Below are 14938 nucleotides of genomic sequence, written 5' to 3' on the forward strand. Positions count from 1 at the left end.
TCGTAGGGCTCTTTGAAATACAGAGACTTTAGAAAAGCGAACAAAAAGAACTAAGAGGATTCAATTATTTTGTTAACTTCTTAATATTTAACGATAATAATGAAACCTTAGTGATTGGCTTTTTCAAATTCACGTAAGAGTTTATTGCCACGTTTAACAGTTTCATCTAACCCATCTTTTGGTGTTTTTGAGCCACTAAGAACAGCTTCTAGTTCTTGATCAAGAATAGAACGAATTTGTGGTAAATTACCAAATCTTATGCCTTTTGAGTTAACTGTTGGTGGGTTGAGAGTGATTTGTTTAATAGCAATATCTGCGCCGGCGCTTTTATCGTAGTAATGTTGTTTTTTGCTCAATTCGTAAGCAGCCATTGTCGTTGGAAGATAACCTGTTATTTGATGCCACTTAGCTTGATTATCTGCTCTCGAAAGATATTTAAGGAAAGCGGCTGCACCTGCATATTCTTCAGGAGTATGACCTCTTAAAGCCCAAATAGAGGCACCACCAATAATTGAATTCTGTGGTGCGCCTTCTACATCATCATAGTAGGGTAGCATACCAAAGCCAACATTGAATTGCGCTTCGGAAAGAACTCCTGCACGAAATCCTGAAGATTGTATAAAAATTGCGCAATTTTGCGTCATAAACATTGGTGTTGCATCTAATGCTCCAGCTGGGCCTCCATAGCGAAAAATGCCTTGGTCAGACCATTTTTTAAGGTCTGTCCACATACGCACTTGTAAGGGGCCATTGAAGGTAAGCTCTGAATCAAGTCCACTAAAACCATTTTCTTTCGTTCCAAAAGGAACATTATGCAATGCTGAAAAATTTTCTATGCCAATCCATTGAGATGCATAAGCCATTGTAAAACCACAGCTTGCTGCTTTAGTTCCAAGAATTTTTTTGGAGAAATTTTCTACATCTTTCCATGTTCTAGGTGCTTGTTCTGGATCAAGCCCTGCTTTTTTAAAAATATCTTTATTATAATAAAGGATTGGTGTTGAAGCGTTGAATGGCATAGACAGCATTCGTCCTTGAACATCGGAGTAATAGCTACTGATAGCAGGCAAATAATCTGCAGGATCGAATTCTTGTTTTGTGTCAGCCATAAGTTGATAAATGGGATAAACTGCACCTTTTGCAGCCATCATGGTTCCAGTTCCAATTTCATAGATTTGAGCGAGAACAGGTTGTTTTTTCCCACGAAACGCAGAAATGAGTGAAACCATACTTTCTTCATATTCACCACGAAATGAAGGAACAACTTTGTATTTGGATTGACTGGCATTAAAGTCGTTAATGAGACTTTCAGTTTGTTTCCCTAGTTCTCCGCTCATAGAATGCCAAAAGCTGATTTTTGTTTGCGCAAAACTCGCTGTTGCCACGCTTATAGCAACTGTAAACGCTGCTATAGAAAGATAAAAACGACTCATGCTTTACCCTTTCTGAAGTAATGGAATATAGATTTCCCCTAGATTTATAGCATTACAAATGAACATGTCATGACAGTTTTTTCAGAAATATGTTTGTTCATTTAAACAGGAACCACCAAAAGGTCAAACGAATTTGTTTAGACTTATCAGTTTTTCCTTTATGATAGCTTTTGTGTGTTGATGCGGTCACTATAAACATCTGATAAAAATTGAATTGACTCAAATGAATAAAGCATAAGGGAGGTTCAAGGATGTGAACAGTAAATATTACTCAGCTGGAGCGGTGCAGTATTCGAATGTACTATTTTAAACAGAGAGTATTATTTGTCTTATAACTTTTGGACGATGACCTTGAGGTAAATTGTAGATTCCACTTAAATAATAACGTTTGCTAAAGCAGATTTTTTAAAATTTAATTTATTGAGAAGTCATTGCCCTCTCAAATTCTTTGGTTCACGCACCAAAATTATGCTTTGGATTTGTGTTTTAGGAACTGTCTAACAAGCTTTGGCTAGTTAGAGGTAATAAGATCATTTCTGGGCGCCTAACGATATCCTTGATCTATAATCAAAATGGCTTGTTTTAGCCTTCCTGCATGACTCCAAAACTGTGATGTGTGAGGAGTTTCTATTGGCGCAAAATGGAGGAATTATCATGCAGGTGATGTTAGTTTCATGGGAAAAAAATAATTTTAAAATAAAATGTTAATTGCATATTTAAAAATTTTGTATAGTAGAATACTCTTAGAAAACCTAAAAAACAAGAAGATAAGTTCAAACATAAGTGTAGTTTTTGCTTATGAAAGATCTATTGATAAATTTAAAATAATGTTTTTTGAAATTGAGAAAAAAGCATTTTATAGCTTGATTATGGATTTTGTTGATTTGTCTTAGTGTTTTGTTATAGCATCGATAATAGTTGTAACATTGTGTTCCATCATATCAAGATAAGTTGCAGCAGGGCCATTTTCATTTGATAATGCATCAGAATACAGTATTCCACCAATTTTTAAACCTGTTTCTCTTGAAATCTGTTTTATAAGGCGGGGATTAGAGATATTTTCAACGAACAGTGCAGCTGCTTTATTGGTTTTAATTTGCTTGATAAGTTTGGCCACATCGGCTGCAGTTGCTTCAGTTTCTGTTGAAGCACTTTGGGGTGCAAGTATGGTAAAACCATATTCTTGAGCAAAATAGCCAAAGGCGTCATGAGATGTGATAATGATACGCTTATCTTTTGGGATGGTGGCAATCTTTTTTTTAAGTGTTTCTTGTGCTGCTTTAAGCTTTTTGATGTAGGATTCAGCATTTTTGCTGTAACTTGCGCAGGATTGTTGATCGATTTTACAGAAAGCAGTGGCAATATTTTTGATATAAATTTCAACATTGGGGATAGTCTGCCAAGCATGTGGATCAATACCGCTGTGGTGTTGTTGTTTGGCACCATGTCCTTGATTTTTAGTTTCGAGGAGAGGAATGTTAGCACTAACTTTGACAAGAAGCGCTTTTGTACCGCTTGCTGTAATGAGGCGGTCAATGAAATTTTCTAAATGAAGTCCATTGATGAAAATAATATGAGCATTTTTAAGAGCTTGGGCATCACGGGGAGTGGGCTCATAAACATGGGTATTCGCATTTGGGCCGATAAAAGTGGTCATAGAGATATGGTCGCCTCCTACATTTTTTACTAAATCTGCAAGAATAGAAAAGCTCGCGATAACTCTAATCTTATTCTGCTTATGCGCAGAAACAGAAAATGGAAAAAGGGAAAGCAATAAGAGAGTTCCAAGAAAAACAAATTGTTGAATAAGTTTAGGCACATTACTTCCTTAAGATGGGGAGGAACGTATAAAAGAGGTGGGGAAACCATGCTACAATAAAGCCACGTGGACTTATGAAGTAGGAAAAAAGATAAATAAGTCCTGCCGTAATGATAATAGCGGGGCCGGAGGGAAGTGACAGATGAAAAGAAAGCAGTAAGCCACATATGCTAGCAATGATTCCAAAAAGGGTGGAAAGTACGCAGATAGGGCCCAGATGCGAAAGCCAAAAACGGGCTGTAATAGCTGGAATCATCATAATGCCGACAGAAAGTAATGTTCCTAGTGATTGGAAACCGCCAACTAGATTCAATACGACAAGTCCGAGCAATGATATATGAACATATTTACTCAATGGAGAGAGCGATTTAAAAAATAGAGGATCAAAGCTTTCTAATACGAGCGCGCGCCAGAAAATACAGAGACTGCACAACGTGACCAGCATTATAGTGGTAATCAACCAAAGGGCTTGTGTATCAATAGCAAGTACAGAGCCAAATAAAAGATGAAGCAGTTCAATCTTTGAGTCTTTAAGTGAAACAATAATGACGCCTGCTGCGAGCGCAATAAGATAAAAAACTGTCATTGATGCATCTTCTTTTTGAAAGCTATTTCGTGAAATCAAGGCGGTTGCTAAAGCAACAATGATGCCAGCTAAGATGCCGCCAAGTGTCATAGATATGAGCGAGAAGCCACAAAAAAGAAAAGCAACTGCAACACCAGGAAGAATGGCGTGGGATATAGCATCTCCTGTTAAGCTCATTCCACGTAACATCAAAAATACACCAACAGGGCAGGCGCTGATGGACAGGAGAATTGAACCGATAAGGGCGTTTTGCATAAAGTGGAAATCAACGAAGGGGGCAAGAAAAAATGCGTACACGTATATAACCTAATAGAGCGAGAATCATTGATGAGAAGATGTTGTCTTTTGCGCGCTGATACGGAAAGAGTTGGATGTGAGAGGTGGCATAACGTGATGAATGTTGTCATGAAAAAAATGCGTTGTTTCTCCATAAAAGGCGTTTTGTTTATTAATTTGAATCATTTTTGGAAAATATTCTTGCACAATAAGGGAATCATGGAGTGCCATAAGAACTGTCCGTCCTTGTTGTTGCCAGTGTGTGATTAACGCAAGAAGATCTTTTTGGGTATTACGATCTACACCATTGAAAGGTTCATCGAGCAAAATAATATCAGCATCTTGTACGATAATACGTGCAAAAAGAGCGCGTTGTAATTGACCGCTTGATAGCGTGTCAAGTGAACGGGTAGCGAGTGTCGTGAGCCCAACCATTTCAAGTGCATTCTGAATTTTAGAGTAATAAGGGCGCTGGTTTTTCCACAATCCACAAAAAGGCCACAGTCCCGTTTTTATCAGCGCTTCTACATCAATTGGAAATGTTTGATCTATGTCACATTGCTGAGCAAGATAAGCAATCCGGCTTTTCTTGGGTTTTGTAATTTTACCTTTGATAGGTTTAATCAACCCAGCGCTGGCCTTCAGGAGTGTAGATTTTCCAGCACCATTATCACCCGTTATTGCTACCAATGAGCCGGGTTTTAACTTTGCTGAAAAGCTTTTTATTGCTATTCTGTTTACATAACCTAATGTTGCACTATCGAAATGCAGACCCATAATTTATACCACTGTGATTATTTATCTCAAAAACATATGTAATAATATAACATTTGTCAACAAAATGTTATATTATTACATATGTTGTGGGAGCTGAGAAATTTAGTGGGAAGATCGTGGAAAATTCAAAATAATGGTTGAATTTTCCTTGACGAAAGAGAGAGTGTGTATACTATATATAGTACCAAAATGATTGGTGATTCTAAATAGGCACAAGTGAGGGTATGATGTGTTTCGTTTGGCGTCTAAGTTGCTTCCATAATGTGATCGTAGAGAGTTTATTGACTAGAGAGTAGAGCAGTATTCCTGCTGGAATATTTCTCTCGGGGGAATTTCCTTTCGTTTTTGTAAGTTGATTTTTATCGTAAAAGAGTAAAACTAAGGTATTGGGAAACGGCTGTTTGGGGGGACATTAGTTTCTTTTTAGACAGCTGGAGGGAATTGTAATGCAAACAAAAGATTGTTTTATAACTAGGGGGCTTTACCACTTAAGTTGTAGAATAATCATTTATTCTGAGCATAATTTTAAATTTATTTTATGAGGATTTTTATTATGTTCAGGAAGCTGTGTGTTATTTGGGCAAGAGTGTAGCCATATGTGTTTGTGTACGATTGCTGTTTTTTGTTATTCTTGAGTATCTATAAAATTATCAGAATTAACTGTTCGAGGGTTGATTTTTGGAAATTATGAAAGTTGAAGAAATGCCGATCACTATTTATAGTAAACCATCTTGCGTCCAATGTGATGCTACGTGTCGCGCTTTTGATGCCAAAGGCATTAATTATCGTGTTGTGGACATTTCCCGTGATGAACAAGCATATGTTTTTGTTCAATCTCTGGGGTATCGTCAGGTTCCTGTAGTCGTTTGTGGTGAAAATCATTGGTCTGGTTTTAGACCAGATATGATTAGTGGTCTTTGTGCTTAATGGGACTTGTTGTTTATTATTCGAGTGTAACGGGTAATACTGAACATTTTGTCTCTCAGCTTGGTCAACGATTCTTCAAGATTGATAAAAAAAAACCGTCTGTGTTTGTTGATGAACCTTATGTATTAGTCGTTCCTACATATGCAGATGGTGAAGGAAGAATGGCTGTTCCAAAAGCAGTTATTCATTTTCTCAATGAAGTAGAGAACCGCAAATTAATTCGTGGTGTCATTGGTGGTGGGAATCGTAATTTTGGTCGCTATTATAATTTAGCGAGCAAGATCATTGCTGAAAAATGTTTTGTACCTTGCCTTTATCGTTTTGAACTGCGTGGAACTGATGAGGACGTTATTTGTGTAAAGAAGGGATTAGAAAGATTTTGGAAACAGTCGATATAGAACAATCGCAGAAATCTGGTCAGGTCATGGATTATCATGCGCTGAACGCAATGCTTAATCTTTATGATGAAAATGGTCATATTCAATTTGATATGGATCAGCTTGCTGCACGGCAATATTTTCTCCAGCATGTTAATCAAAACACAGTTTTTTTCCATAATCTTAAGGAAAAGATAAATTACTTGATAGAGGAAGGTTATTATGAAGAAACTTTATTTGAACTTTATGATTTTTCTTTTATCAAAAAGCTTTTTAAACGCGCTTACGCATTTAAGTTTCGTTTTCCTACTTTTTTGGGTGCATTTAAGTACTATACGAGCTATACGCTGAAGACTTTTGATGGAAAACGCTATCTTGAGCGTTATGAAGATCGTGTCTGTCTTGTCGCTTTATATTTAGCACAAGGGAATAAAGCTCTTGCTGAGAGTTTTGTGGATGAAATTATTACAGGCCGGTTTCAACCTGCAACACCGACATTTCTGAATGCGGGGAAAAGGCAACGCGGCGAATTGGTGTCGTGTTTTTTGTTGCGTGTTGAGGATAATATGGAATCGATAGGTCGTTCGGTCAATTCAGCTTTACAACTTTCAAAACGCGGTGGGGGTGTGGCGCTTTGTTTGACCAATTTGCGGGAAGCGGGGGCGCCAATCAAGAAAATAGAAAACCAGTCTTCAGGTGTATTACCTGTGATGAAACTTTTGGAAGATTCTTTTTCTTATGCCAATCAACTTGGTGCACGGCAAGGGGCTGGTGCTGTTTATTTACATGCGCATCATTTAGATATTATGAAGTTTTTGGATACAAAGCGTGAGAACGCTGATGAAAAAGTCAGAATTAAAACTCTTTCGCTTGGTGTAGTTATTCCTGATATTACTTTTGAGCTTGCGCGTAATAATGAAGATATGTATTTGTTCTCACCTTATGATATTGAGCGCGTCACAGGGAAGCCCTTTAGTGATATTTCTTTGACGGAGCATTATCGGTCTTTTGTTGATAATGCAAAGATTCGTAAAAAGAAAATAAGTGCACGTGTTTTTTTTCAGACATTAGCAGAAATTCAATTTGAATCGGGTTATCCTTATATTTTGTTTGAGGATACTGCTAATCGAGCCAATCCGATAGCCGGACGTATAAGTATGAGCAATTTATGTTCAGAAATTTTGCAGGTGAGTGAGGCAAGTGAACTAGAGACGGATTTAACTTATCGCACTATTGGAAGTGATATATCTTGTAATCTTGGTTCAATGAATATTGCAAAGGCAATGGAAAGTCATGATTTCGGGCTGACAGTAGAAGTTGCTGTTCGTGCTCTTACTGCTGTTTCCGATATGAGCGATATTGCGTGTGTACCTTCCATTGCGAAAGGCAATGCTGAAAGTCATGCGATTGGTTTGGGGCAAATGAATTTACATGGTTTTTTAGCGCGTGAACAGATTTATTATGGATCTCCTGAAGCGATTGATTTCACCAATATCTATTTTTATATTGTGACGTATCATGCAATACGTGCTTCCAATTTAATTGCACGCGAACGTAAGGAGATGTTTGCGGGCTTTGAGAAGTCAGCTTATGCAGATGGCCGTTTTTTTGCAAAATATATTGAGAAAGAGTGGAGGCCACAATTTAAGGTTGTGCAAGATATTTTTGCACGTAATAATATATTTATACCAGATCAAAAGGATTGGCAGGAACTTAAGAATTTAGTTGTTGAGTACGGGCTTTATAATCGCAATCTGCAGGCTGTTCCTCCCACGGGCTCTATTTCCTATATTAATCACGCGACATCTTCTATTCATCCGATTGCTTCAAAGATTGAGATTCGCAAAGAGGGAAAAATTGGGCGCGTTTATTATCCTGCACCTTACATGGATAATACGAATTTGAATTTCTACCAGGATGCTTATGAGATTGGCCCTGAAAAAATTATTGATACTTATGCTGCTGCTACACAGCATGTTGATCAAGGTCTTTCATTAACTTTGTTTTTTCCTGATACCGCCACTACGCGTGATATTAACCGCGCACAAATTTATGCTTGGAAAAAGGGTATAAAGAGTATTTATTATGTACGGTTGCGGCAAGTAGCGTTGAGTGGAACAGAAGTGGATGGCTGCGTTTCGTGCAGTCTATAGGAGATAATCATATGACAAAGATTACAACCAAAAATCCTGTTGTGTGCGCTGTCAATTGGAATAGATTGCATGATGAGAAGGATCTTGAAGTATGGAACCGCTTAACTGGAAATTTTTGGTTGCCTGAGAAAGTCCCACTTTCTAATGATATTCCTTCATGGTCAAGTTTGACGGAGGAAGAACGCAAGCTAACGATTCGTGTTTTTACGGGATTAACTCTTCTGGATACGATTCAAAATACTGTAGGAGCCATTTCACTTATGGCTGATGCAGTAACAGAGCATGAGGAGGCAGTATTGACGAATATTGCGTTCATGGAAGCCGTTCATGCGCGTTCTTATTCCTCTATTTTTTCAACCTTATGTTCAACAGTAGAAGTCGATGATGCGTTTAGGTGGTCAGAAGAAAATATCCATTTACAGAAAAAAGCAAGATTAGTGCTTGAGCGTTATGAGGCAAATGAACCACTGAAGAAAAAAATTGCTTCGACTTTGCTGGAGAGTTTTTTATTTTATTCTGGTTTTTATTTGCCCATGTATTGGGCTAGCCGCGCTAAATTGACTAATACAGCTGATTTAATTCGGCTTATCATCCGTGATGAAGCTGTACATGGTTATTATATAGGCTACAAATTTCAATTGGGGTTTGCAAAACTTGATGAAGCCAAAAAGAAGGAAATTAAAGATTTTGCTTTTAACTTGCTCTTCGACCTTTATAATATTGAATGCAAATATACTGAAGATCTTTATGACACTATTAGACTGACAGAAGATGTTAAGATTTTTCTTCATTATAATGCAAACAAGGCTTTAATGAATCTGGGTTTTGAAGGCCTTTTCCCACCTGAAGTTTGCCGTGTTAACCCCGCTATTTTAGCAGCTTTGTCGCCGAGCTCTGACGAAAATCATGACTTCTTTTCAGGGGCTGGCTCTTCTTATGTTATTGGCAAAGCGGTGTCTACCACGGATGATGATTGGGAATTTTAATGATTGCATACAAAGAGAAGTGCGCGTGGTATACCTCTCAGGTCTTTGCGCATTTCTAGACACTGGAAGTTGCTCTTTTCAAACAAATCGCAGACTTCTTTTTCTTGAGAGTGGCCAATTTCAACAGCGACATAGCCTTTTGTTTTTAAGTAGTTTGCTGCTTTACGAGCGATCTTTCGATAAAAATCAAGACCATCTTTTCCTCCGACTAGTGCACGCAATGGGTCATGCAGACGCACTTCCTTTGCGAGGTTTTTGATATCTGTTTCTGGAATATAGGGTGGATTGGAAATAATGAGATCAAATCGACCTGCAACGGAATCAAACCAGTTGCTAAGAAGAGGTGTAAAGCGGTTTATAACTTCTGCATTTTTTGCATTTTTTATGGCTGTTTTAAGAGCATCTTCAGAAATATCGACAGCCACTGCATAAGATTGAGGAATTTGTTTGAGAACTGCAATGGCAATAGCACCACTTCCTGTTCCCATATCAAGCAATGTTATTTTCTCTGAGTTTTCTACATATTTTTTAAGGAGTGGTAAAACAAGATCTACAAGCGTTTCTGTATCGGAACGTGGTTCTAAAGTATCTTGAGATAATGCGAGAGATATACCATAAAATTCTCGTTTTCCGATAATGCGGTAGACAGGTTCGCCAGCAATACGTCGTTGTACAGCGTGTTCTAATTGTTTCATTTGCTCAAAAGATAGGCAGAGATCTGGTTGAATAATTCTATCAGATGCATTTGTATCTGTTATCCATTCGACAAGTATTTTGGCATCAAGATTGGCTTCAGAAATTCCTTGAGTATATAATTTTTCTTGGGTTTGTCGGATGATATTGTTGAGAGAGTTCTTGTTCATCCATTATTATCCATTTCCATAAGAAGTTCTGTCTGATGATTGGATATGAGTGCATGAATAAGCTCATCCAGATCTCCTTCCAATATGTAGTTAAGCTTATACAGAGTGAGATTAATACGATGATCTGTGACACGTCCTTGTGGAAAATTATAGGTACGAATACGTTCTGACCGATCACCGGATCCGACTTGGCTTTTACGGGAAGCTGAACGTTCATTTGCCACTTTTTGTCGTTCGATATCGAACAAGCGCGCACGTAAAATTTGGAGCGCACGTGTTCGGTTTTGGTGTTGTGATTTTTCTGCTTGTACAACCATAATTCCTGTTGGAATATGTGTGATGCGAACAGCTGAATCAGTTGTATTGACGTGCTGTCCACCTGCTCCAGATGCACGCATTGTATCGATGCGAATATCTTCTGGACGAATTTCTATATCAATTTCTTCAGCCTCTGGAAGCACTGCAACAGTTGCAGCAGATGTATGGATGCGCCCGCTTGTTTCTGTTTCAGGGACGCGTTGTACACGATGAACACCTGATTCAAATTTTAGTTTAGAAAAGACACCTTTGCCTGAAATGGCAGCAATAATTTCTTTATATCCACCAACTTCCCCCTCATTAAGTGAAACGACTTCAACTTTCCAGTTATGGGTACTAGCATAACGTTCATACATACGAAAAAGATCACCGGCAAAAAGTGCGGCTTCTGACCCGCCTGTTCCTGCTCGAATTTCAACAATGGCACTTTTTTCATCAGCAACATCTTTAGGTAAAAGAAGAATCTGGAGTTCTTGTTCAAGTTGCTCCATTTTTTGACATAACAATGGTTGCTCTTCTTGAGCGAGGTTACGCATCTCTATATCTGTTAATTTATCATTGATTATAGTTTCTAATTCTGCAATCTCTACGTAAAGAGCGTTTAATGCTCGTATGGAATTAATAATTGGCTGTAATTCTGCATATTCAGAAGCTAATTTTACATATGCTTCAGAATTTGGGTTTTTAGTCATTTGGTTTTCAATTATTTCAAAGCGCTTTTCAAGCTGTCTTATACGATCTTTTGGCAAAGAAACCATGATAATATTGGCCTAATTTGTTATAATACTGGCGATTGATTGCTTTATAGCATCAGATAAGAGGGGGTAATAAAGCAGAAAAACTTTTTTGCCAATGAAAACTATAGGTTTTTAAGGTAAACTTATATAGAATTCAATTTGCATGAGGAGTTTTTTGATTATACATACAAGATTAGCTATTTAAGAATCGTGTTTTTTCCCATAAAGTTCAAGACGATGGTGAATGATATCATAGCCAAGAGATTGAGCGATTTCCTCTTGCAGTTTTTCAATGATATCAGACTGAAATTCGATGACTTGTCCTGTTTCCACATCAATGAGATGATCATGGTGTTGTCTATCTGCTTGCTCAAAACGAGATGGCCCACCACTAAAGGTGTGGCGATGAATTGTCCCGTTTCCTTCTAATGTTTTCATGGTTCGATAAACGGTCGATAGCGAAATACTAGAATCTATTTTGTGGGCACGCTGAAAAATTTCAAACGCGTTCGGGTGATCATTTGTATCAGTCAAAATATCCAGGATAATGCGCCTTTGACGTGTTACTCTTAAACCTGCAGTGCGTAACTCCTGCTCATAATTTCGCTTTTTACTCATCTTTTTAATTGTTTGTTTTTTAAACGAAGGCTCCATGACAGTGTTTGTATTTTTTCTCTGAACCACAAGGACAACGTTCATTACGTCCAACTTTTCCCCATGTGTTTGAATCATTAGGGTCACGATCTTTCGGATTAACAAACTTATTTTCTTGTGATTGTGCCCACAAGATTAAGCCATTTTCTTTACTTGGATCGTTAAAGACAGAAGAATTATCACCGGTTTGCTCAGCTATGAGTGGTTCTGTGGGTTGCTGAGTGATTTCGAAACGCATGAGTTTAGAAGCAACGATTCTACGCAAGTTTTTGAGCATGCTCTGAAAGAGTTCAAATGACTCTGTCTTATACTCGTTGAGTGGATCCCGTTGCGCATAACCACGAAAACCAACTACAGAGCGTAAATGGTCTAAACTTACCAGATGTTCACGCCATAACGTGTCAATAGTTTCAAGTAATATGGCTTTGTAAAAATAAGCCATTACTTCTGGAGAATAGCGTTCAGTACGTTCGTTTTCAAGTTTTGTAACAGCGTCTAATATGCGTTCTAAAATTTGTTCTTCTGCAATTCCATCTTCTTTTGCCCATGCTCCTATTGGAAGCTCAAGATTGAAGAGTTGGTGAACTTCCTCTTGTAGAGCTTTCACATTCCACTTTTCAGAATATGTTCCAGATGGGATACAGGCTTCTACGAGATCTTCAATCACCTCATTACGCATTTCAAGAATCATTTCTGTTAGATCGTCTGCATTCATGACTTCCATACGCTGTTCAAAAATAACCTTGCGTTGTTCATTCATGACATCGTCATATTTTAACAAATTCTTACGAATTTCAAAGTTTCGTGCTTCGACTTTTTTTTGCGCTTTTTCGAGAGCTTTATTAATCCATGGGTGGATAATGGCTTCATTTTCTTTCAATCCAAGCTTTTGCAACATGCCATCCATACGATTTGAGCCGAAGATGCGCATGAGATCATCTTGAAGAGAGAGAAAAAATTTTGAACGACCGGGATCGCCTTGGCGACCAGAACGTCCACGCAGCTGATTATCAATACGACGACTTTCATGGCGTTCAGTAGCGATGACATACAGACCACCAACAGCTAATGCTGTTTCTTTGAGCTGCTTAACATCTTTTTTAATTTTTTCAATTTTAGCTGTCCGTTCTGCTCCATCAGGCATATCTTGTAATTCTTGTTGGATACGCATCTCGACATTACCACCAAGTTGTATATCAGTACCACGACCAGCCATGTTGGTTGCGATGGTTAAGGCTCCAGGAACCCCTGCTTGTGCAATGATGTATGCTTCTTGCTCATGATAGCGGGCATTTAAGACTCTAAAATCAGTAATGCCCTCTTTTCGCAAACGCTCTGCTAATTGTTCTGACTTTTCAATAGAAGTTGTTCCAACAAGAATAGGTTGTCCTTTTTCGTGCGCTTGATGGATATCACGCACAATAGCACGATATTTCTCCTCTGTTGTTCGATAAATTTCATCATCTTCATCAAGACGCTGTATTGGTAAGTTTGTGGGGACTTCGACAACGTCAAGACCATAAATATTACTGAATTCTTCGGCTTCTGTTGTCGCAGTTCCAGTCATCCCAGACAGTTTTCTATACATACGAAAATAATTTTGGAAAGTGATGGAAGCGAGGGTCTGACTTTCTGGTTGAATAGCAACATGCTCTTTGGCTTCTAGTGCTTGATGGAGTCCTTCAGAATAACGTCGTCCTGGCATCATACGACCTGTGAATTCGTCGATGATAACAATTTCATTGTTGCGAACAATGTAATCCTTGTCACGAACAAATAACTTGTGGGCTTTTAGGGCGTTATTGACATGGTGGACGATGGCGACGTTTTCTATATCGTAGAGGCTTTCACCTTTAAGATATCCAGCCTGTTCGAGCATTTTTTCAATTTTTTCAGTACCGGCTTCAGTAAAGGTTATTGTTTTTTGTTTTTCATCTATTTCATAATCTTCTAGAGTTAAGATAGGAATAAATGTATCAATGAGGTTGTAGAAATCGGTACGATCTTCTAGAGGACCAGAAATGATAAGGGGAGTGCGTGCTTCATCAATGAGGATCGAATCAACTTCATCAACAATCGCGAAATGATGTCCACGCTGAACCATTTGACTACGATCAAAGGCCATATTATCGCGCAGATAATCAAAGCCTAATTCATTATTTGTTGCATAGGTGATGTCACATGCATAGGCTGCTCGACGGGCATCACTATCAAGGTTATGCAGAATCACGCCCGTTGTTAGGCCTAGAAAACTGAATATTTTTCCCATTTTTTCAGCATCACGACTAGCAAGATAATCGTTTACCGTGACGACATGAACGCCTTTCCCTTCCAATGCATTGAGATAAATTGGCAGAGTTGCCATTAATGTTTTACCTTCACCAGTGCGCATTTCAGCAATACCGCAGTTATGAAGCACCATTCCACCAATGAGCTGTACGTCAAAAGGACGCATATCATAAACACGTTTTGCTGCTTCACGGACAGTTGCAAAAGCCTCTGATAGGAGTAAATCAACGGTTTCACCTTCAGCGAGACGTTTACGAAACTCATCAGTTTTTTGGCAGAGTTGCGCATCGCTTAATTTTACGAATTGTTCTTCCAAAGCATTAATTTGTACAACTTTTTGACGAAGATCCTTAAGACGTCGCTCATGAGCTGAACAAAAAAATTTACGTGCAAAGACACCTAAATTGACCATCTCTGGCCCTTTCTTTCAATTGTTATCACTATTGTTGGATAATTCATATACTATCCCCATGCTTTGCGACCTCCAAGGTATTTAATATAGCTGGGTGCAGATGGTACCATTATACTTGTTGGTGTGCAATTTTTCACTTTAATTATGAAGTAGAGATAAGGGGCTAAGTGCACTGTGTCAACTTTAGTAATGCTGTTTAATCGACATAATACAAAGTAATTTAGGATACGATATGTCATTTTTCCATCTTATCATTGTTTTCTATTAGCATATAAGGTGGGATAAACTGAGATAAAAGGATAAGTTTATGCTTTTAAAATAAAATTACTGA

At 38.2% G+C, this 14938-nt stretch carries 11 protein-coding genes and 1 pseudogene; 4 read left to right on the plus strand and 8 right to left on the minus strand.

Annotation, left to right across the window (positions count from 1 at the left end):
• Positions 1 to 107: 107 nt before the first annotated feature.
• From ugpB to V3564_RS00445, 4 genes and pseudogenes are all read right to left on the minus strand, one after another.
• Positions 108 to 1433 carry a sn-glycerol-3-phosphate ABC transporter substrate-binding protein UgpB gene (gene ugpB / locus V3564_RS00430; RefSeq protein ID WP_455480903.1) on the minus strand — a complete coding sequence of 442 codons (1326 nt, stop codon included), beginning with the start codon at positions 1431 to 1433 and terminating at the stop codon, positions 108 to 110.
• An 889-nt stretch (positions 1434 to 2322) separates the two neighbouring features.
• Positions 2323 to 3252, minus strand: a complete 930-nt coding sequence (locus V3564_RS00435) for a metal ABC transporter solute-binding protein, Zn/Mn family (protein ID WP_455480904.1) — start codon at positions 3250 to 3252, stop codon at positions 2323 to 2325.
• Between the two features lies 1 nt (position 3253).
• The gene (locus V3564_RS00440; protein WP_455480905.1) at positions 3254 to 4135 is read right to left on the minus strand and encodes a metal ABC transporter permease; all 882 of its coding nucleotides are present in this window, start codon (positions 4133 to 4135) and stop codon (positions 3254 to 3256) included.
• Between the two features lie 5 nt (positions 4136 to 4140).
• Positions 4141 to 4891: pseudogene (locus tag V3564_RS00445) on the minus strand (ABC transporter ATP-binding protein); the annotation flags it as partial.
• 702 nt (positions 4892 to 5593) lie between these two features.
• Between V3564_RS00445 and nrdH the strand changes: the two are divergent.
• Genes nrdH through nrdF form a run of 4 tightly spaced genes read left to right on the plus strand, consistent with a single transcriptional unit; the run spans position 5594 to position 9334 of the window.
• A complete protein-coding gene (nrdH, locus tag V3564_RS00450; RefSeq protein ID WP_455481486.1) occupies positions 5594 to 5818 on the plus strand; it encodes a glutaredoxin-like protein NrdH in 225 nt (74 codons plus the stop codon).
• Entirely contained in the window at positions 5818 to 6216 is a 399-nt protein-coding gene (nrdI, locus tag V3564_RS00455) for a class Ib ribonucleoside-diphosphate reductase assembly flavoprotein NrdI (RefSeq protein ID WP_455480906.1), read from the plus strand. Before nrdH ends, nrdI begins: the two co-directional genes overlap by 1 nt.
• Positions 6198 to 8348, plus strand: a complete 2151-nt coding sequence (gene nrdE, locus V3564_RS00460; RefSeq protein ID WP_455480907.1) for a class 1b ribonucleoside-diphosphate reductase subunit alpha — start codon at positions 6198 to 6200, stop codon at positions 8346 to 8348. Before nrdI ends, nrdE begins: the two co-directional genes overlap by 19 nt.
• Positions 8349 to 8359: 11 nt before the next feature.
• The gene (gene nrdF, locus V3564_RS00465; protein WP_455480908.1) at positions 8360 to 9334 is read left to right on the plus strand and encodes a class 1b ribonucleoside-diphosphate reductase subunit beta; all 975 of its coding nucleotides are present in this window, start codon (positions 8360 to 8362) and stop codon (positions 9332 to 9334) included.
• On the opposite strand, the gene prmC is transcribed toward nrdF, so the two are convergent.
• From prmC to secA, 4 genes are all read right to left on the minus strand, one after another.
• Positions 9331 to 10197, minus strand: coding sequence for a peptide chain release factor N(5)-glutamine methyltransferase (prmC, locus tag V3564_RS00470; RefSeq protein ID WP_455480909.1), 867 nt, complete (start codon positions 10195 to 10197; stop codon positions 9331 to 9333). The two genes, nrdF and prmC, sit on opposite strands and share 4 nt — an antisense overlap.
• Positions 10194 to 11273 carry a peptide chain release factor 1 gene (gene prfA, locus V3564_RS00475; RefSeq protein ID WP_455480910.1) on the minus strand — a complete coding sequence of 360 codons (1080 nt, stop codon included), beginning with the start codon at positions 11271 to 11273 and terminating at the stop codon, positions 10194 to 10196. The genes prmC and prfA overlap by 4 nt, the downstream gene beginning before the upstream one ends.
• A 180-nt stretch (positions 11274 to 11453) precedes the next feature.
• Positions 11454 to 11951: a Fur family transcriptional regulator gene (locus V3564_RS00480; RefSeq protein ID WP_455480911.1), complete on the minus strand. Its 498-nt coding sequence runs from the start codon at positions 11949 to 11951 to the stop codon at positions 11454 to 11456.
• A complete protein-coding gene (gene secA / locus V3564_RS00485; protein WP_455480912.1) occupies positions 11890 to 14607 on the minus strand; it encodes a preprotein translocase subunit SecA in 2718 nt (905 codons plus the stop codon). Before secA ends, V3564_RS00480 begins: the two co-directional genes overlap by 62 nt.
• Positions 14608 to 14938: the final 331 nt, after the last annotated feature.

It is taken from the genome of Bartonella sp. B12(2025) (genome assembly GCF_053795135.1).